General features: G+C 71.0%; 12 protein-coding genes and 1 pseudogene. 5 read left to right on the forward strand and 8 right to left on the reverse strand.

From position 1 onward, the window contains the following. Positions 1–150 precede the first annotated feature (150 nt). Entirely contained in the window at positions 151–1,254 is a 1,104-nt protein-coding gene (locus ACFWBD_RS21465; protein WP_385668894.1) for a pentapeptide repeat-containing protein, read from the reverse strand. Between the two features lie 179 nt (positions 1,255–1,433). On the opposite strand from ACFWBD_RS21465, the gene ACFWBD_RS21470 reads away from it, so the two are divergent. The 3 genes from ACFWBD_RS21470 (at position 1,434) to ACFWBD_RS21480 (ending at position 6,246) form a co-directional block, all read left to right on the forward strand. Beyond that, a complete protein-coding gene (locus ACFWBD_RS21470) occupies positions 1,434–2,096 on the forward strand; it encodes a tetratricopeptide repeat protein (RefSeq protein ID WP_385668897.1) in 663 nt (220 codons plus the stop codon). A gap of 449 nt (positions 2,097–2,545) precedes the next feature. Then, positions 2,546–4,858 (forward strand): beta-L-arabinofuranosidase domain-containing protein, encoded by a 2,313-nt coding sequence (locus ACFWBD_RS21475; protein ID WP_385668900.1) that lies wholly within the window; start codon positions 2,546–2,548, stop codon positions 4,856–4,858. 212 nt (positions 4,859–5,070) lie between these two features. Continuing rightward, a complete protein-coding gene (locus ACFWBD_RS21480) occupies positions 5,071–6,246 on the forward strand; it encodes an FG-GAP repeat domain-containing protein (RefSeq protein ID WP_385668903.1) in 1,176 nt (391 codons plus the stop codon). Between the two features lie 128 nt (positions 6,247–6,374). Here ACFWBD_RS21480 and ACFWBD_RS21485 read toward each other — a convergent pair. Both ACFWBD_RS21485 and ACFWBD_RS21490 read right to left on the reverse strand, forming a co-directional pair. Further along, a pseudogene (locus ACFWBD_RS21485) lies at positions 6,375–7,364 on the reverse strand (alpha-amylase family glycosyl hydrolase); the annotation flags it as partial. Between the two features lie 259 nt (positions 7,365–7,623). Next, a complete protein-coding gene (locus tag ACFWBD_RS21490) occupies positions 7,624–8,457 on the reverse strand; it encodes a class I SAM-dependent methyltransferase (protein WP_385668906.1) in 834 nt (277 codons plus the stop codon). Between the two features lie 486 nt (positions 8,458–8,943). Between ACFWBD_RS21490 and ACFWBD_RS21495 the strand changes: the two genes are divergently transcribed. Both ACFWBD_RS21495 and ACFWBD_RS21500 read left to right on the forward strand, forming a co-directional pair. Continuing rightward, positions 8,944–12,219, forward strand: coding sequence for a LamG-like jellyroll fold domain-containing protein (locus tag ACFWBD_RS21495; protein WP_385668909.1), 3,276 nt, complete (start codon positions 8,944–8,946; stop codon positions 12,217–12,219). 208 nt (positions 12,220–12,427) lie between these two features. Next, complete coding sequence (locus tag ACFWBD_RS21500) at positions 12,428–12,676, forward strand: hypothetical protein (protein ID WP_385668911.1); 249 nt, start codon at positions 12,428–12,430, stop codon at positions 12,674–12,676. A gap of 107 nt (positions 12,677–12,783) precedes the next feature. Here ACFWBD_RS21500 and ACFWBD_RS21505 read toward each other — a convergent pair whose 3' ends face one another. The 5 genes from ACFWBD_RS21505 to ACFWBD_RS21525 all read right to left on the reverse strand — a co-directional run bounded on the left by ACFWBD_RS21505 (position 12,784) and on the right by ACFWBD_RS21525 (position 20,298). Continuing rightward, positions 12,784–15,144 (reverse strand): AbfB domain-containing protein, encoded by a 2,361-nt coding sequence (locus ACFWBD_RS21505; RefSeq protein ID WP_385668914.1) that lies wholly within the window; start codon positions 15,142–15,144, stop codon positions 12,784–12,786. 268 nt (positions 15,145–15,412) lie between these two features. After that, a complete protein-coding gene (locus ACFWBD_RS21510; protein WP_385668917.1) occupies positions 15,413–16,447 on the reverse strand; it encodes an ABC transporter permease in 1,035 nt (344 codons plus the stop codon). Then, positions 16,444–17,406: an ABC transporter permease gene (locus tag ACFWBD_RS21515; RefSeq protein WP_385668920.1), complete on the reverse strand. Its 963-nt coding sequence runs from the start codon at positions 17,404–17,406 to the stop codon at positions 16,444–16,446. Before ACFWBD_RS21515 ends, ACFWBD_RS21510 begins: the two co-directional genes overlap by 4 nt. Beyond that, complete coding sequence (locus ACFWBD_RS21520; protein ID WP_385668923.1) at positions 17,399–18,958, reverse strand: sugar ABC transporter ATP-binding protein; 1,560 nt, start codon at positions 18,956–18,958, stop codon at positions 17,399–17,401. The genes ACFWBD_RS21515 and ACFWBD_RS21520 overlap by 8 nt, the downstream gene beginning before the upstream one ends. 245 nt (positions 18,959–19,203) lie before the next feature. Further along, positions 19,204–20,298, reverse strand: coding sequence for an ABC transporter substrate-binding protein (locus ACFWBD_RS21525; RefSeq protein WP_385668926.1), 1,095 nt, complete (start codon positions 20,296–20,298; stop codon positions 19,204–19,206). Between the last annotated feature and the right edge of the window lie 77 nt (positions 20,299–20,375).

A 20,375-nucleotide genomic window follows, 5' to 3' on the forward strand; every position in this document is an offset into this window, starting at 1 on the left:
AGCGCATGCACCAGGCCATCCTCACCGTCGACCCCCGCCTCGACATCATCGCCGACCCCCACCACACCCCCACCTACGACCTCTACACCACCTGACACCAGGCAGGAGAGACCTCACCGGACACCGGACACACCCGCATCCAGGCCTCGGTCACGACATGGACCGCAGTCGCGGGTGCTGCGTCGTTATCCCTGAAGGCTGGAGCAGCGGCGGAGGTTCGGGGCCGGGATCCTCGGTGACGACGACGCCTGCGGCCGAGAGGTCGAAACCAGCCGGCCAGCGCGTGTGCTCGCTGGCCAGCGCGCCGGTCAGACACGCCTGGTGCAGGTCGGCCGTACTCAGGTCGGAGCCGCGCAGGTCGGCCAGGCGCAGGTCCGCGCGGCGGAAGACAGCGCCCCCCGCATCGGCCTGGCGCACGTTCGCCTCGCGCAGGTCGGCGTCGGTGAAGTCCGCGTCACGCAGGTCCGTTTCGACGAGTCGTGCGCCCCGCAGGTCGGCCAGAACGCAGCGGGCCCGGCGCAGGACCGCCGTCTTGAGGTCGGCGTGCCGCAGGTTGACCGCGACGAGGGACGCCTGGGTCGGGTTGGCGTGGTAGAGACCCGCCGCCTCCATACAGGATCGGTCGAGGTTGACCTCGTGCAGCCACAGCCCGTCGCAGTCGGCCCGGCGCAGGTCCGTGACACCGAGGTTGACCCAGGACTGCTCCCGGGGTTGCAACAACAGCACGCCGAGGCCGGTCAGCGCCACCTGGGCGTCGGCGGCTCGGACCTCCAGCGGCACGACGTCGTTGATGGGCACGTCCGCCGCTGCGGCTCCCGGTCCGGCGGGCGGCCAGGGCAGGTGGGTACGCAGGTAAGCGGCCTGGATGGAGATGACGGCCTCGCGGTCGCGGGCGGAGTGTTCCGCGATCCGCCACAGCGCGTGGAGTCCGCCGATGCGCGTTTCCAGCTTGTCACTGCCGAGTTGATCGACGGCCGTGCTGAACCGGTCGGTGACATAGCCCTCCTGGGTGGCGCGCAAGCCGTCCTGGCTGACACGCAGTTGCCGCCAGGTGGCGTACGCGCCGAACAGCACGACCAGGCCGCCGACGGCCTGGAGCAGTGTCGTACGGACGTCGTTCACCGCTTTCAGCCGGTCCTGCGCGGCGACCCTCGCCCCGGCGAGATCATGGTCGACCACCACACCCGGCAGAAGGACCAGCACCGCGCCCAGAACGGCCAGCCCCGCCGTGCCCGTCAGCAGAGCCGCGGTCACACGATGTCCGACCAGCCGGGCGTACCACGGCCTGTGCCCACGGTCCGGCTCCCCCATCCCCATGGGCATGGAAGCGTAGGCGCAGCCCAGAAAACGATCAAGAGGCAGACCCGGACACTCGATTCCAGCTGGTTCGAAGGGCATCGGATTGTCCGGCACGCGCTCGATACGATCACGGCATGACTGCTGACGAGCGCATCGGACAAGCCCAACTCCTTTACGAACGTACCGTTTTCGGCGGCGACAGCGGTGCGCTGGTGTCCGCCGACCGCAGCCTCGACGAGGTCGAGGCGGATCTCGCACTCGCTCGCGGCCAGGTGATCCACGCCCGCTTCCTGGACGAGCGGGTCGCGAACGCGCGGGAGCTCGAGCTCTTCGAGCGTGCGGCGGAGCTGTACGGGCGGCTCGGTGACGTGCGCGGCGAGGGCGAGGCGGCGTTCTGGGTGGGCGCCTTCCACCAAGTGGTCCGCGACGACGCCGACACCGCCGTGCCTTCCTTCGAGCGGGCCCTCGACCTCGCCACCCGGGCCGGCGACCGCCTGACGAAGTCCTACGCGTTGCGGCACCTCGGCTTCGCCGACCACATGCTCGGCCGCTTGGACGAGGCCCGTGCGCGCTTCGAGGAGTCCACCCGGCTGCGCCGGGAGCTGGGGTTCCTGCCGGGGGTGGCGGCGAACCTGATCGGGCTGGCTCATCTGGCCGCCCAGCAGGATCGGCGGGATGACGCGGCGGCGCTGCTCGCGGAAGCGACGGAGTTGGCCGAGAGCACCGACTCCCACGGTGTGCTGCGCTGGGTGGCACAAGCCCGCGAGGAGCTCAGCCTGCCGTCACGTTCACGCTGACGGCACCCGCACAACGGGACCCTGCGCACATCGGGGGCGTCAAGGCGTGGCACAAAAAGTCGCCGAAACAACCTTCGAGTTGACGGCCATCCGCTGAAATCGCGGCACGAAGGGTGTTGGCCGACTCGTTGGGGCGTCTATCATCCGTGGTTGCCGAAGAGTCGACCAATGTTCGGTATCACGAACACTACGAGCACCGCGACTGTCCGTGCGGCCGAGCCGTCCGCACGAGAACCGGAAATCCGCGTCTGCGCCGGGCGCCCCACAACGGTGCGCCCTCACCCCGACGACGGCCGTCATGCCACGAAGGGGCAGCGCTAAGGGCCCTGCCGCCGCGCTCAGGGAACCGGGCGCGGCGGCAGGGCCGGCGAACCACACGTCACCACCCGGCGGCACGAGGCGCCGGCCCTTCCCCGTCCTCGCTCCCCCGATCAAGGAACAGGTGAACGATGTCCTCCTCACTGAGCAGACGGCGCCTCCTGCAAGCTGGCGGAGCCACGCTCGCCGCTTCCGCGGCCGGCCCTCTCGTCGGCGTCTCTCCCGCCCGGGCCGCCGTCCCTCCCGCCCGCGCCGACATCGGGGTCTCCGCCTACGCCTTCGACTTCGGCCAGGTGCGGCTGACCGCGAGCCGGTGGCTGGACAACCAGAACCGCACAGCCGCCTATCTGCGGTTCGTGGACGTGGACCGGCTGCTGTACACCTTCCGCGCCAACCACAGGCTCTCCACGGCCGGCGCCGCCGCCGACGGCGGCTGGGACGCGCCCGACTTCCCCTTCCGCAGCCATGTCCAGGGACACTTCCTCACCGCCTGGGCGCAGTTGTACGCCGTCACCGGGGACTCGGCCGCCCGCGACAAGGCCGTCTACATGGTGGCGGAGCTGGCCAAGTGCCAGGCGAACGACAGCGCCGCCGGATTCACCACCGGCTACCTCTCCGGCTATCCCGAGTCCGACTTCACCGCCCTCGAACAGGGCACCCTGAGCAACGGCAACGTGCCGTACTACACGATCCACAAGACGCTCGCCGGGCTGCTGGACGTGTGGCGCCTGATCGGCAGCACCCAGGCCCGGGACGTCCTGCTGGCCCTGGCGGGCTGGGTCGACACCCGCACCGGCCGGCTCACCGGTCAGCAGATGCAGGCGATGCTGGGCGTGGAGTTCGGCGGTATGAACGACGTGCTGTGCGACCTCTACCAGCAGACGGGCGACACACGGTGGCTCACCGCCGCCCAGCGCTTCGACCATGCCGCCGTGTTCGATCCGCTGGCCGCCGGCCTGGACCAGCTGGGCGGGCTGCACGCCAACACCCAGGTCCCCAAGTGGATCGGCGCCCTGCGCGAGTACAAGGCCACAGGCACCACCCGTTACCGGGACATCGCCACCAACGCGTGGAACATCGCCGTCGGCACCCACACCTACGCCATCGGCGGCAACAGCCAGGCGGAGCACTTCCGCGCGCCGAACGCGATCGCCGCCTACCTCAGACAGGACACCTGCGAGAGCTGCAACACGTACAACATGCTCAAGCTCACCCGCGACCTGTACGCGGTGACCCCGGACCGGGCCGCGCTGTTCGACTTCTACGAGCAGGCCTGGCTGAACCACATGATCGGCCAGCAGAACCCGGCGGACGCCCACGGCCACGTCACCTATTTCACCCCGCTGAACCCGGGCGGCCGGCGCGGTGTGGGCCCGGCCTGGGGCGGAGGCACCTGGAGCACCGACTACGGCACCTTCTGGTGCTGCCAGGGCACCGGCCTGGAGACGCACACCCGGCTGATGGACTCCATCTACTTCCGCAACGGCACCACGCTCACCGTGAATCTGTTCGTGCCGTCCGTGCTCACCTGGTCCCAGCGCGGAATCACCGTCACCCAGACCACCTCGTACCCCGCCGGCGACACGTCCACGTTGACGGTCACCGGCAGCGCCGCCGGAACGTGGGCGATGCGCATCCGCATTCCCGGCTGGACCTCCGGAGCCACGATCAGCGTCAACGGCGTGACGCAGGGCATCGCCACCACCCCTGGTACCTACGCCACCCTGACCCGCACCTGGGCGTCCGGCGACACCGTCACCGTCCGCCTGCCCATGCGGGTCGTACTGCGGCCGGCCCCCGACAACGCGAACACCACCGCGGTCACCTACGGACCGGTCGTGCTGGCCGGCGACTACGGGGACAGCGCGCTCAGCACGCTCCCGCTGCTCAACACCGCCACCATCACACGCACCAGCAGCACTTCGCTCGCCTTCACCGCGACCGCGGGCGGCTCCGCCGTCGGCCTGGGCCCGTTCCACGACGCGCACGGCTTCAACTACACCGTCTACTGGAACACCGGCGGCGTCGCCTCCGTACACCTCGTCAACGTGGCCAGCGGCCTGGTGCTGGGCGTCAAGGACATGTCCACAGCCGACGGCGGTCTCGCCCTTCAGTGGACCGACAGCGGCACCGCCGACCACAACTGGGAGGTGATCGTCGACGGGACGGCGGTCCGGCTGCGGAACGTCAACAGCGGCAAGGTCCTCGGTGTGCTGAACATGTCCACCGCGGACAACGCGAGCGTGCTCCAGTGGACGGACAACGGCACCGCGGACCACCTGTGGACGCTGCTCGACCAGGGCGACGGCACCTACAAGATCCGCAATGTGCACAGCGGCAAGCTGCTCGCCATCGCGGGCAACTCCACCGCCGTCGGGGCCTACGCGGTCCAGGCGCCCGACGACGGCACCGCCGACAACCGGTGGCGCGTCGTGGGCGCCTGACGGCGGGCCCAGGTTCCGTGTGGCTGTCCGGCACCGGCCCGGACAGCCACGGCCGTCGTGCGTGATGGTGCGCCGTCGGCAGCAGCGGCAGCGGAGTGGGCGCTGAACGAAACCACGGTCCCGTGACACGTGAATCACAGCGGCGCGGCCTAGGTTCTCGTGCCCATGACAAGGCTCTGCTCATCCTTCACGCAAAGGACACCCCTGCCCTCATGAGCAATCACAAGAAGCACAGGTCCCGCCGCATCCTGGTGCTCGGCACGGTCGGCGCCTTAGCCCTCGGCGCGAGCGTCGCGGCGATGGCCTCGGCGACCGCGCCACTCGCGGCGAGGGCCGCCGACTGTTCGTCCGGCGTGGTCTTCACCCGGTCGGACACCCCCGCCGCGGTCGGCGACAACCCCCGGCACGTGGTGGCCGGCGATCTCGACGGCGACGGAAACGCTGACGTCGTCGCGGCCGACAACGACGCCGACTCGCTGTCCGTACTGCTCGGCAACGGTGACGGCACCTTCGGCACGGCCACCACGTACGCGGTGGGCGACAAGCCGTACCAGTCCGTCATCGCCGACTTCGACGCCGACGGCCACCCGGACATCGCCACCGCCGACTTCGACGGCGGCACCGTCAGCGTCCTGCTCGGGACCGGCGACGGCGCCTTCGAAACCGCCACCCGGTACACCGTCGGCGCGGGCGCCCGCTCGCTCGCTCCCGGCGATCTCGACGGTGACGGCCACCTGGATCTCGCGGTGGCCGAGGAGTCGGGCGGCGGCGTCAGTCTGCTCACGGGCGACGGTACCGGCTCGTTCACCGTCGAGGTCGAGGCGGTGACCGTGGCCAGGCCGCACGGCCTGGTCCTCAGCGACTTCGACGACGACGGCGACCTGGACATCGCCACCGCGAGCGTCGCCACCGCCGGCGGTGTCAGCGTGGCGCTCGGCACGGGCGACGGAACCTTCGGCGAGGTCACGGAGTACCCGAGCGTCGCCCGTCTGTACTCCCTCGCCCACGGCGACTTCGACGGCGACGGGGCGACCGACCTGGCCACGGTCAGCAACGGCTCCAACACCCTGGAGATCTACGCGGGCGTCGGCGACGGCACGTTCGACGGTCCCGTCGACTACACCACGTCCGCCCTTCCGGTCTCGGTCGGCGCCGCCGACATCGACGGCGACGACGTGACGGACGTACTGGTCTCCTCTCTCAACGGGGACTCCGTATCCGTGTTCCAGGGCGCGTCGGGCGGTGCGCTGACCGAACTCACCGACCTGGCGGCGGACGGTGCCTACGAGGCGACGGCCGCCGACCTGACGTCCGACGGCACGCAGGACCTCGTGGTGGCGAGCAGCGGCAGCGACCAGGTGGACATCTTCACCGGCTCCTGCGGCTGAGCTCCCGCCCGCACCTCCACCGGGCGTGGTCCCGCCGGTGGAGGCGCGGGTCACCGACGCTGCCGCCGACCCGGACCTGGCCGCCGTCCCGCGCACCGCTCACGGCCCGGAGAGGGTGTGCGCGCCGCTCATGCGCGCAGCCAGATCGCGGTGTCGCCCGGCAGTCGGCCCGCCGCGTCCAGGGGGCCGCCGGCGAGCAGGACGTGCTCGTGCTCGGGGAGGGCGGCCGTGGCGGCGGCCAGGTTGACCACGCAGACCAGGCCGGGCGCCCGGCGGAACGCGAGGACCCCGGCAGGGGCGGGCAGCCACTCCAGAGGGCCGTCGCCGAGGCCCGCCTCGGTACGGCGCAGCCGCAGCCGCAGCGCGGTGCGGTAGAGGACCAGCATCGAGCCGGGGTCGGCGGCCTGGAGATCGGCCGCGTACGCGGACCAGCCCGCGGGCTGCGGCAGCCAGGGCTCGGTGCGCGAGCCGAAGCCCGCGTACGGGGCGTCGGCGGTCCACGGCAACGGGACCCGGCAGCCGTCGCGGCTGGGGTCGGCGCCGCCGGAGCGGAAGTGCATCGGGTCCTGGATGCGCTCGCGCGGGATCTCCGCCTCGGGCAGGCCCAGTTCCTCGCCCTGGTAGAGGTAGACGGAGCCGGGCAGCGCGAGGGTGAGGAGGGCGGCGGCGCGGGCCCGGCGGGTGCCGAGCGCCAGGTCGGTCGGGGTGTCGTACTCCTTGGTCGCGAAGTCGAATCCGGTGTCCGCACGGCCGTAGCGGGTGACCGTACGCGTCACGTCGTGGTTGCACAGCACCCAGGTGGCGGGCGCGCCGACCGGGGCGTGCTCGGCCAGGGTGTCGTCGACGGCCGCGCGCAGCCGCTCGGCGTCCCAGGGGCAGGCCAGGAAGTTGAAGTTGAAGGCGGTGTGCAGTTCGTCGGGGCGCAGGTAGCGGGCGAAGCGCTCGGCGTCCGGCAGCCATACCTCCCCGACGAAGACACCGCCGTGGGCGTCGGCGACACTCCGCCAGGAGCGGTAGATCTCGTGCAGTTCGTCGCGGTCGACGTACGGGTGGGGGTCGCGGCCCTCGACGAAGTCCGGCAGGTCGGGGTCCTTGGCCGGCAGGGCCGCCGAGTCGATGCACGATCACCGGCTCGGCCCAGGGTGACGTCCTCATCGAACCGGGCTCGCAGTTCACGATCACCGGCACCCCGAACGGAGCGGCAGGGCGACGCGACGCCTACTGAGCACGACCCGGTGGGCCCCCGTAATAGGGGGCCCACCGCCTCCCGGCCACCGCGCTCCACCACTCCTCCACTCCACAGCTCGGCGAGCGCCCGATGCCCGCTCGGCCCCGCTCGCGGATCGCCCGCCTGGACGCGAGCGGCGTGCAACCCTGCTAGGCGGCGGCCTTGTCGGCCGTGACCAGCAAGTACTCCCATTCCATGGCCCCGTCCGCGAGGTGCCCGGCGGCCAGCTCCGTGAGCGCCGTGTCGAGGGCGGTGACCTTCTCGGGGTCGTCGGCGATGGCGGAGTAGACGGCGATGGCCGGGCCGTAGCAGCGCTTGAAGAACTCCCGGAATTCCTCCGGACCGGAGAACGCGTCGATGCGCAGCAGCTGACGACGGGCGTCGACGCCGGTCACGCGGTCGCCGAGCAGAGAGCGCACATGGCTCTCGTCGCCCCACAGCGGCGGCGGCTGCGCTCCGGGCGGCGGCGGGGGCGCGTACGGGCGCATGGCGGCGAACATCTGCCCGATGAACCCTTCCGGCGTCCAGTTGACGAGGCCGATCTTCCCGCCGGGTCGACAGACGCGGACCAGTTCGTCGGCGGCCCGCTGGTGGTGCGGGGCGAACATCACGCCGACGCAGGACACCACGGTGTCGAAGTCCGCGTCCGCGAACGGCAGTTCCTCGGCGTCGCCCTCGCGCCACTCCAGCTTGGCACCGCGTTCCGTGGCGAGCTGACGGCCGGCCTCCAGCAGTTCCGGGGTCAGGTCCACAGCCACCACGTCTGCCCCGGCGAGGGCGGCGGGGATGGCGGCGTTCCCCGAGCCGGCCGCGACATCGAGTACGCGGGACCCCGGCCGGACGCCGCTCTCCCGCACGAGCTCCGGTCCCAGGTCCGGGATGACGTCCGCGGCCACGAGTGGATAGTCGCCCAGTGCCCACATGGCACGATGCTTCGCTTTCAGCGCCCGGTCGGCCTGGGTGGCCTCACTCGCCTCGGACATGACGGATCCCTCCGCTGCGGCACCGTATGCGTACGGTTCCGGGCGGGGGCCACCGCCCCGGACCGCTGCGCCCGAGCCTCGCCGACTCCGGCGCCTCATATGACTGTCTCACGGTTCGACCCGCCGGGCAGGGTCCCGGGACGAGGCCACCACACCGATCTGTCGCGCCGGGCTGCCCCGCGCCGCCGACGCTCCATGGTCGCGCGGGTCGCGGCCCCGCGTCGAACTCACGGCCACGGAAGCACCGTTGACGCGGACCGAATCTCCCGCGGTGCCGCGTGACGGCGGTGCGGCGGAGTGCTGCGTGAGGTCTGGACACTCCCCTGTGGGCGTGCTGTCATACCGCTGTCACAGAATTTCCAACGTTGAAAAGGCCGCCCGACCGAGCGTCCCGTCGCCGGTGTGCAGTTGCCTTCCCCGGGCTGCCGGCCAGGAGCCCTCGCTCCCGCCGGGCGTGGTCACGGCCTCTGTACGAGGAAGGGCTCGATGACACGACACGACACCCGCCCCAGAGCCAGAGTGTGGGCGCTGCTCGCCGCGGCGGCCCTGATCCTGCCCCCGAGCGGGCTGCTTCCCACCGCGGCGGCCGCGGAGGCGCCGAGCAGCGCGTCGGCCCCCGCCGCCGAACAGGCGGCCGTCGAGACACACGGCCTGAAGGGCGAGTACTTCAGCATGTCGGCGCCCGGCGCCCGGGACTTCGACCGACTCGGCGGCACCCTGCTCGACCCACAGATCGACTTCTCCGGACTGACCAGCACCTTCCAGGAGTTGACCGGCAGGACCGAGCACACCACCGCGCGCTGGACGGGCCGGATCGAGGCCCCGGCCACCGGTGACTACACCTTCCACGCCATCGGCGACAACGGCTTCCGGCTCTTCATCGACGGCGAGCCCGTCATCGACCACTGGGTGGGCGACTGGGACCGTGAGCAGACCAGCGCCGCCGTCCGGCTGACCGCCGGCGAGCAGCACGACTTCCGTCTGGAGCTGTTCCAGGACACCGGCGGCGCCAACATGTACCTGCGCTGGTCGACGCCGACGATGGCCCAGCAGATCGTGCCGATGTCCGCGTTCACCCCGCCGGCCGACTTCGAGGTGTACCCGGTCGAGATGTCCGTCGCCGAGAACGGGCGGCGGCTGCGCGCCCGGTTCGAAGGCAGGGTGGGCAGCCTCCAGGGCCTCCAGGACCATCTGAAGGTCGAGGCCGACACGACCGCCATGCCGATCAAGTCGGTGACGGCCGTCCCCGGCGACCCCACCTCCCTGAACATCGGCCTCGCGGCGCCGATCCAGAAGAACCAACTGGTCAGGGCCTCCTACGACGGTGAGGGCGGACTGACGGCCGGCGGCGAGAGCGTGCCGAAGGTCATCCGCTACGCCGACAACGCCTCCACCCACCGGCTCACCACCGAGTGGGGCGACGACCTCGACGCGAAGCACCCGCTGCCGGAGTACCCGCGCCCCCAGCAGGTGCGGTCCAAGTGGCAGAACCTCAACGGTCCTTGGCAGTTCGGCGCGGCCGAGCCGGGAGAACAGCCGGTCTTCGGCAAGAAGCTCGACGAGAAGATCATCGTGCCGTTCCCGGTCGAGTCCCAGCTGTCCGGACTCGAACGGCACGAGGACCACATGTTCTACCGCAAGGTCGTCGACGTCCCGAAGAGCTGGAAGGTCGGCAAGAGCGGCCAGGCCAACCGGCTCAAGCTCAACTTCGGCGCCGTCGACTACCAGGCCGCCGTCTACGTCAACGGCACGAAGGTCGCCGAACACACCGGCGGCTACAACGCCTTCAGCGCCGACATCACCGACGCGCTCAAGGGCGCCGGCCCGCAGGAGATCATCGTCGCCGTCACCGACACCGGAGGCGCCGACCAGCCCACGGGCAAGCAGTCCACCAACCCCGGGGGCATCTTCTACACCCAGACCTCCGGCATCTGGCAGACCGTCTGGATGGAGCCGGTCGCACCCGTCTCGGTCGAGGGCATCGTCACCACGCCCGACATCGACACCGGCACCCTCGCGGTGACGGTGAACTCCGCCGGCGCCTCCCCCGCGGCCCGGGTCGAGGCCGTCGCCCGCGACGCCCGCGGCAAGGTCGTCGGCAGGGTCGGCGGAGCCGCCGGCAAGGAACTGCGCCTGCCGGTGGCGGAACAGCACCTGTGGAGCCCCGACGACCCGTACCTCTACGACCTCGACGTCACACTCACCGACGGCAGGTCGACCGACAAGGCCGGCAGCTACTTCGGTATGCGCGAGGTCGGCATCGAGAAGGTGGGCGGCTTCGACAAGCTCGTCCTCAACGGCAAGCCGATCTTCTCCCTCGCCACGCTCGACCAGGGGTTCTGGCCCGACGGCCTCTACACCGCGCCCAGCGACGAAGCCCTCGCCTTCGACCTCGAGGCGCACAAGAAGCTCGGCTTCAACGCCGTCCGCAAGCACATCAAGGTCGAACCGCAGCGCTGGTTCTACCACGCCGACCGGCTCGGCCTGCTGGTCTGGCAGGACTTCGTCTCCGGGAACCTCACCGGCGAAACGGGCCGGAAGGCGTTCGTCGACCAGGGCAAGGAGATCGTGCGCCAGCACCACAACTCGCCCTCCGTCATCGGCTGGATCGTCTTCAACGAGGGCTGGGGCGAGTGGAACCGCGAGGAGACCGGCCGCATCACCGAGTCCGTCCAGGCCGCCGACCCGTCCCGCGTCGTCAACGCCCACAGTGGTGTCAACTGCTGCAACTCCAAGGGTGATTCGGGCAAGGGCGACATCATCGACCACCACGACTACAACAACACCGACCCCGCCTTCCCCGGCGACGGCCGGGCCGCGATGGACGGCGAGCACGGCGGCTTCGTTCTGCGCACCCCGGGCCACATGTGGCCGGGTGCCCCGACGGTGATCTACAGCGGCGTCAGCACCAAGGAGGAGCTGACCCGCAAGTACGTCGAGAACACCGGGCAGTTCTATCTCGACCAGGCCGGCGCCGAACTGTCGGGTTCGGTGTACACGCAGATCACCGACCTGGAGAACGAGCTGAACGGCCTGTACACCTACGACCGACGCGAGCTCAAGGTCGATCCCGTCCAGGTGCGGAAGATCAACCACCGGGTGATCGCCGCCGGCGCCGCCGCGGGCCGCGAGGGACCGCTGAAGGCCGGCGGGCACTGGAGCCTCGACGAGGGCACCGGCACCACCGCGCGGGACGAGGGCCCGAACGCCAGGCCTCTCACGCTCCGCGAGGGCGCCTCCTGGACCCCCGGCGTCAGCGGGAGCGCCCTGAAGTTCGACGGCCAGAAGCAGTACGCCGAGACCGCCGGACCGGTACTCGACACCAGCGGCAGCTACTCGGTGTCCGCCTGGGTGCGGCTCGACGCGATCCCCGGCAACTACGCCACCGCGGTCAGTCAGGACTCCCGCGCCACGGTCAACTCCTTCTACCTCCAGTACGGACACGGCACCTTCGCCTTCAGCACACCCGGCGAGCACCGCGCCCAGGTCGCCGTCTCCGCGGAGACGGGCCGCTGGTACCACCTGGTCGGCGTGCGGGACGCCACGAGCAACCAGATCCGGCTGTACGTCGACGGAAAGCTCGCGGCGACGGCCACCGGCGGCTCCGCACTTCCGAGCACCGGTCCGCTGACCGTGGGGCGCGCCCACTGGAACGGCGCGAACGTCGACTTCTGGAACGGCGCGGTCGACGAGGTCCACGCCGCGGACCGGGCGCTCGGCGCCGAGGAGGTGAGCGGCCTGTACGCGGAGGCGAAGCCGTAGGGCGCCGCTTCGGGCGGACGGTGGCGGCCTTGCCCTCTCGTGGGCGAGGCCGCGCCGCCGTTACCGATCGGACGACATCGGCGGCATGCGGAGCGCGCACGGACCGAGTGCCGAGCGGATCCACCGATAGCGGTTCAGCGCGCTGCCGGCCGTCAACCCCGGTGTCACCGCCGGTACGGCGATCCGGCCGCACCAGCCACCGGGCCCCATGGGGACCGGCCCCCTGATCACCTTCGCCGGCAGCGGTCTCACCACCCCCTGGTCCGCCGCGCACGCCTCGCTCCTCGAACTCGCCGAGGCCTGTGACATCCCCACCCGCTGGTCCTGCCCCACCTGCGTCACGCCTCTGGTGTCGGGTGACGTCACCCGCACCACCCCGCCCCTGGAACTCCCCGAGCCCGGCACCGCCCTCGTGTGCTGCGGCACTCCGGTGACGGAGGCCGTCCTCGACCTGTGACCGGCTGGCGCAGAGACGGAGGTCGGTCGGTCCCGGTGGCGGGAGGAAGACCTCCCCCGCCACCGGGTCCGCCGACGGGACTGCTGCCGTCGACGGCTACGCCGGAGTCACGGGGCCCAGGGCGCGTCCACGGACCACGTCGTGTCCTCGGCGAACAGGGCGGGGCTGTCCCAGGTGTGCGTACCGCCCGGGGTGGCCAGCCACACCTCGGCGTTGTAGTGGCGCAGACACTGCTCGGGGAAGTTGTACGCCGCCAGCCGCACCGCGCCGTTCGCGCCCCGGACGGGGCAGAAGGTGGCGTCGGCGCGGAACAGGTCGGTGCCGCCGGACTCCTTGTAGACGCGGTAGTCGCGGTGGCGGAGGTACTGGCCGGGGTAGTTGCGCGACTCGAAGCTGTAGCAGGTGCCGTTCGCCAGTCCGGGGACGATCTTCCAGGTGGCGTCGTTCTTCAGCAACGCGTCACTTCCGGCGGTGACGACCTCGGTGAAGGCCGCGCCGTCCCTGTGGCGCAGGTACCGGTCGGTGTAGCCGGGTGTCGTCACCCGCAGGGACCTGTACTGGTCGACGGGCAGGGTGATCGGGGTGGTGGAGGCCTGGGACGCGTCGATGAGCGCGCGGTTGGCGGCTCTGACCCGGGCCTCGTCGACCTTGACCACCTGGCGGTCGTAGGTGAGCAGGCCGTTGGCCTCGTTCTCGACGTCGGTGATCTCGGTGTAGACCGACGCGGACAGGCCGCGCGGCATACGCACCTCGCGGATCGCGTCGAGGAGGCCGACGAACCGGTTGTCCAGGTGCGCGGGGTCGGACTGGTCCTCGTAGCTGAAGCCGCCGCCGGGATACCACTCGTGTCCGGCGACCCTGTACCCGAGTCCGCCGAACTCGCCGAGCACGGCAACACGGGTGGCGCTGGGCACGGTGGTGCCGGGACCGACGTAGACGTGATGGTCGAGGAGGTCGCCGTTTCCACCGTCGACGGCTCCGCAGCAGTTGACGCCGCTCATGTTGTCGACGAGCCGGGACGGGTCGTACGCCTTGACCCTGTCGGCGATCCGGGCCTGGTCGTACTGGCCCCAGCCCTCGTTCTGGTCGACCCACACGATCAGCGACGGCGAGCTGCGGTGCTGGTCGATGATCCGGTCGTACTCGGCCTCCCACTGGGTGCGGGCCGCGGCGTCGGGGGTGCGTTCCATGGACGGCATGTCCTGCCAGACCAGCAGACCGAGCCGGTCGGCCCAGTAGAACCAGCGCTGCGGTTCGACCTTGATGTGCTTGCGGACCATGTTGAAGCCTAGGTCCTTGTGCTTCCGGAGGTCGTGGCGCAGGGCCGCGTCGGTGGGCGCGGTGTAGATGCCGTCCGGCCAGTAGCCCTGGTCGAGGGTGCCGGTCTGGAAGACGAACTTCCCGTTCAGTACCGGGCGTTGCATGCCGCCCACACTGGCCAGGCCGATGGTTCGCATGCCGGTGTAGCCGCCGACGGAGTCGACGGTCGTGGTGCCGGAGAGCAGGTCGGCCCTGACGTCGTAGAGGAACGGGTCGTCCGGGCTCCGCAGGTGCGGGTTCGGGACGGCCACCGTGAACTCGGTGCCGACGGCGCCGGTGGCCGTGCCCACGGTGACGCCGCCGGTGGAGACCGTGACGCGGGCCTGTCGGCCGTCGGTCCCGGTGCCCCGGACGGTCACCTCGAGGCGGCTGTTCGCCGGGTCCGGGACCAGGTCGAGGCGGCTGACGTACGCGGGCGCGGTGGGCTCCAGCCACACCGTCTGCCAGATGCCGGACGCGGCGGTGTAGAGGATGCCGCCGCCGGCGTGCGGGGCGACGTCGCGGATGCGCTGCTTGCCGATGGCCTGGGTGCCGACCTCGGTGGGATCCCAGACGGACACGACGAGGGTGTTGGTGCCGCCGCTCAGCAGCCCGGTGATGTCGTAGGAGAACGCGTCGTAGCCGCCGCTGTGGACGGCTCCCGCCTGTTGTCCGTTGACCCAGACGGTCGTACGCCAGTCACTGGCACCGAAGTTGAGCTGAACCCGGCGACCGCTCCAGCCGGAGGGAACGGTGAAGGTGCGCTGGTACCAGAGCCTGTCGTTCTGGGTGATCTTGCGCTGGATGCCGGAGAGCGCGGACTCGGCGACGAACGGGACCCGGATCTGCTCGGTGAACGAGGCGGGCCGGCCGGCGTCCGCCGAGGTGACCGCGAAGTCCCAGATGCCGTTGAGGTTGGCCCAGTCGGGGCGGGTCAGCTGCGGGCGCGGATATTCGGGGAGGGGGGTGTCGGTGGGGACCTGGTTCGTCCACGGGGTGGTCATCGGCGACGGCTTGGGCGTCCACGCCTGGGCGGCGGCCGCCGCGGGGCCGGTGGCCGTCAGTGCCGTGCCCCCGACCAGGGTGAGCACGGCGAACGCTGTGGTGGCCCACCGCGCTCGTCGTCCCAGCCAGGCGAACGGACTTCGGCCTGCGGGTGTTCGACGCATCGTGCCTCCTTGACTCGTGGGGTGGGGAGACGTGCGCGTGCGCGAGGCGGCCGGGGGAGGTCCGGCCGCCCGGAACCGGATGCGGCGGCGGGGCCGGGCGGGAGGCTCCGCCGCCGTCCAGGGCTTGTTCAGTGCTTGCTCGGAGCCTGCTCGGAGCTTGTACAGGGCTGGCTCGGGGCTGGTTCGGTACGTGTTCGGGGCTGGTTCGGAGCCTGCTCGGAGCTTGTACAGGGCTGGTTCAGGCTTGTTCGGAGCTTTTCGGCGCTTGTCACATGAGTTGTCGGCGGCGGCCCAGCCAGGTCTGGGCGATGACGACCACCGCCAGGAACGCGCCGCTGACGACCTGCTGGTAGGAGGAGTCGAGCGAGCCGATCTGGTTGATGACGTTCTGGATCACCTTCAGCAGCAGGACCCCGGCCAGCGAGCCGCTGACGTAGCCCAGCCCGCCGGTCAGCAGGGTGCCGCCGATGACGACGGCGGAGATGGCCTCGAGTTCCATGCCGCTGCCGAGGATGGTCACGCCGGAGGCGAGCCAGGCGGCGTTGAGGGCGCCCGCCAGCCCGGCGAGCAGTCCCGACAGGGCGTAGACGAGGATCTTGGTGCGGGCGACCGGCACACCCATCAGAGCGGCGGCGTCCTCGTTGCCGCCGACCGCGTAGACGTGCTGCCCGAAGCGCGTCCGGCGCAGGACGACGGCTCCGGCGACGAACAGGGCCAGCGTGATCCACACCGGGTTGGCGAGGCCCAGGGTGCTGCCCTGGCCGAGCTCGGCGAGGAAGGAGCCCTTGGCGATGAGGTAGGTGTCGGCGCCCTCGTCGGTGAGCGCCAGCATCAGTCCGCGCGCGCCCAGCATGGCGGCGAGGGTGACGATGAAGGGCGCGAGACGGGAGCGGGCGACCAGCAGCCCGTTGACGACGCCGATCAGCCCGCAGACCGCGAGCGGCAGCAGCAGGGCCACCAGCGTTCCGTGGCGCGATCCCCAGGCCGCGAGGACGCCGCCGAGGGCGAACAGGGAGCCGACGGACAGGTCGATCCCGCCGGTGATGATGACGAAGGTCATGCCGAGGGCGACGATCGCCAGAAAGGCCGAACTGGTCGCCATGTTGCTGATGTTGTCGCCGGTGGCGAAGGCGTCGAAGGAGAACGACGCCACCAGGGACACGATCAGCAGGACGGCCAGTGCGCCGTGCTGCTGGACGAGGGCGCTCGGCCGTTCGGAGCGTGCGGAGCCCGCCGGGTGGGCGTCCTGCGGCGGTTCGATACCGGCAGTGGTCACGGGTGCTTCCGTGTTCGTGGTGGTCAACGCTTCCCCCGTCCCCGTGCCGCGTAGACCGCGGCGACGATCACGATGGCCTGGGCGATCTGGGTCCAGGAGGGCGGCAGATCGTGCTTGATGAGGGTGGCGGTGAGGAGCTGGATGAGGACGGCTCCCGCCACGGTGCCGCCGATGTTGACCCGGCCGCCGGTCAGCGGGGTCCCGCCGACGACGACCGCGGTGATCGCGGACAGCTCCATCAGGTTGCCCAGCGAGGTGGGGTCGCTGGCCTGGAGGCGGGCGGTGGCCAGCACGCCCGCGACAGCCGCGAGGAGCGCGCAGACGACGTACACGATGATCAGCACACGCCGCACGGGCAGGCCTGCGAGCCGGGCGGCGGGGCGGCTGTCGCCGATGGCGAGGAGCTGGCGTCCGAAGGTGGTGCGGCGTACCACGAAGGCCACCAGCAGGGCCAGGGCCGTGGCGATGAGGATGAGGTAGGGGATGCCGAGGACGTCGCCCGAGCCCAGGGAGGCCAGCGAGGGGTTGCGCAGATCCTTCAGCTGCGGCAGCAGCACCAGGGCGACCCCGCGACCGCCGACCATGAGCGCCAGCGTGGCGACGATCGGCTGCACCCCGACGAACGCGACCAGCGCGCCGTTGGCCAGCCCGACCGCCGCGGCGAACAGCGCGACCGCCAGCAGCGCGGGCAGCAGACCGTAGCCGAGGTAGAGGGCGGTCACGGAGGCCGCCAGCGCCATCACGGCGCCCACCGACAGGTCGACGCCCTCGGTGCCGATGACCAGGGCCATGCCGAGGGCGACGATGATGACGGGGGCGACCTGGACGGCCTGGGTGCGGAAGTTCTCCGCGGTCAGGAAGTGCGGGGTGATGACGGTGTCGACGACGAGCAGGGCCGCCACACCGGCGTAGACGCCGTAGGCCTGGAGCCACCGCAGGAGTCGGGTCTTGTCCAACGGGGCGCTGCGGAGGGCGACTTCAGCCATCGACGGCCGCCTCCTCGCCGGCGTCCCGCGCGGGGTCGTTCCCGGCGATGGTCCGCATGAGCCTGTCCTCCGTGACGTCGTCGCCGGTCAGCTCGCCGACGACGGCGCCGTCTTTCAGTACGACCACGCGGTCGGACCCTTCGATGAGTTCCTCCAGGTCGGAGGAGATGAGCAGGACGCCCAGGCCGTCGGCGGCCAGTTCGTCGACGAGTTTCTGCACCTCGGCCTTGGCGCCGACGTCGATGCCGCGGGTGGGCTCGTCGAGCAGCAGCACCTTGGGATTCATCGCGAGCCACCGGGCGAGCAGCACCTTCTGCTGGTTCCCGCCGGAGAGTTCACCCACCTTCTGGTGCGGTGAGGAGGCCTTGATGCGCAGCCGCTCGATGAAGGTGTCGACGACGCTGTCGACGCGGGCCTCGGAGACCAGACCGAAGCGGGACAGCCGGGGCAGCACGGCCAGCGCGATGTTCTCCCGCACCGACAGACCGGGGACGATGCCCTCGCTCTTGCGGTCCTCGGGCAGCAGGCTGATCCCCGCGCGGATGGCCGCCGGCGTCGAGCCCGCGCGCAGCGGCACACCGGCCACCGTGACGCCGCCCGAGCGTGCGGTCAGGGCGCCGGCGATGGTCTTCGCCGTCTCGGTGCGTCCGGAGCCGAGCAGTCCGCCGAGGCCGACGACCTCGCCGGGGCGGATGCTCAGGGAGACGCCGTGCAGCTTGTGCGGCACCGTCAGGTCCGTGGCGGTGAGCACCGGTTCGGCGTCGGCCGGGCCGTGGTCGCCGGTGAACTTGGTGAGGCCCTGCGCGCGGACCTCCCCCAGGTCCCGGCCGAGCATCGTGGACACCAGGGAGAGGCGGTCGAGGTCGGCGAGCCGGCCGTGGTGCACCCGCCGGCCGTCGCGCAGCACGGTGACGGTGCCGCACACGGCGTACAGCTCGTCCAGGCGGTGGCTGACGTAGACGACCGCGATGCCCGCGTCCCGCAGGCTCCGGATCACCGAGAACAGGGTCTCGACCTCACGCGGTTCGAGGGAGGAGGTCGGTTCGTCCATGACGACGACGCGCGCCTCGGTGGCGACCGCGCGGGCCAGGGCGACCATCTGCTGGGCGCCGACCCCGAGGGTGCGCAGCGGCCTGCGGACGTCCACCCTCACCCCGTAGGTGCTCAGGGTCTGTTCGGCCTCGCGGTGCATGCGGCCCATGTCCAGCACGCCGAACCGGTTGCGCGGCTCGCGGCCGAGGAACAGGTTGCGGGCCACGCTGAGCAGCGGGATCAGGTTGACCTCTTGGTAGATGGTCGAGATCCCGGCCTTCTGGGCCTCCAGCGGGGTGGCGAAGGAGACCTTGCGGCCCTGGAAGACGATCTCGCCGGCGTCGGGCCGGTACACGCCGGTGAGGAGTTTGACGAGGGTCGACTTGCCGGCGCCGTTCTCGCCGATCAGGGCGTGGACCTCACCGGCGTGCAGGGTCAGGTCCACGTCGTCCAGGGCCCGGACGCCGGGGAAGGTCTTGCCCAGTGCGCGGACGGCGAGCACTTCGGCGGGGGGTGCCACCTGTGCCTCCAGGATGCGATGCGAGAAGTGACGGGAAGCGGGAGGGGCCGGCCGGGCGGGCCGGCCCCTGACGGCTGGTCAGTAGGTGTGGCCGCTGCCCGCCTTGGCGTTGAAGACCGGCCGGGTAGGCCTTGCCGATACCTGCCCTGACACTGACGACCGGTCAATAGACCTTGGCGATATCTGTCTTGGCGTTGACGCCGGTCAATAGGCCTTGGTGATGCCTGTCTTGGCATTGACGCCGGTCAATAGGCCTTGGCGATGCCTGCCTTGGCGTTGTCCGTGGTGTAGGCGCCGTCCTCGATGACGATGTCCTGCGCCACGCTCTCGCCCTTGGTGAAGGTGTCCAGCGTCTGGAAGGCCAGCGGCCCGAAGCGCGGGTTGGACTCGACGACGCCGCTGATCCAGCCGTCCACGATGCCCTGGACGGCGTTGCGGGTGCCGTCCACGGTGACGATCTCGACGTCGCCCGCCTTCTTGCCGGCGCCCTTCAGCGCGGCCACCGCGCCGAGGCCCATCTCGTCGTTCTCGGCGTAGATCCCCTTGATGCCGGGCTTCGACTGGATGAGCTGTTCGGTGACCTGCTGGCCCTTCTCGCGGGCGAAGTCACCGGTCTGCTCGAAGACCACCTTCAGGTCCGGCGCCTTCTCGGCGATCCGGTCCTTGAAGCCCCTGGTGCGCTCGGTGGTGACGTTGTTTCCGGCCGAGCCCAGCAGGATCGCGACCTCGCCCCTGCCGCCGGTGGCCTCGATCATCCGGTCGGCGGCGCGCCGGCCCTGCTCGACGAAGTCGGAGGCGATGAAGGAGACGTAGTCCTTGCAGGCCGTGGCGTTGATCTTGCGGTCGATCGTGACGATCGGGACCTTCTTGGCCGCGGCGGCCTGGAGCACCGGGTCCCAGCCGTCGGAGTTGAGCGGGGCGATGACCAGCAGGTCGGCGCCCTTGGCCAGCAGGTCCTGGACGTCGCTGATCTGCTTGGAGAACTGTGACTGGGCGTTGGCCGTCAGCAGCTTGACGCCCCGCTTCTTCGCCTCGTCCTTGATGGACTGTGTCTCGGCGATGCGGAACGGGTTGGCTTCCTTCTCCGACTGGGAGAAGCCGACGGTGGCGTTCTCGAGGTCCAACTTCTCACCGCCGTACGCGTCGACGGTGCAGGTCTTGCCGCCCGGCGCGGGCGAGGCGACCTTCTGTGCGGCGTCGGCGGCCGCCGAGGACTTGGTGTCGCTCGACGTGTCGCCCTCCGACTTCGCACAGGAGGTGGCGGTCAACGCCACCGCCGCGGCCAGGGAGACGACCACGGGGCGGGCGAGAAGACGACGACGGTGGGTGGTGCGCTGCATGGTGACCCCGATCCGGGCGACGCTGAAAGGACACTGGGGAGGTGGTGAACGAGCGGGTGTCGAGCAAGGCGAGCAAG

The organism is Streptomyces sp. NPDC060002 (assembly GCF_042737245.1).
Classification (GTDB): Bacteria; Actinomycetota; Actinomycetes; order Streptomycetales; family Streptomycetaceae; genus Streptomyces.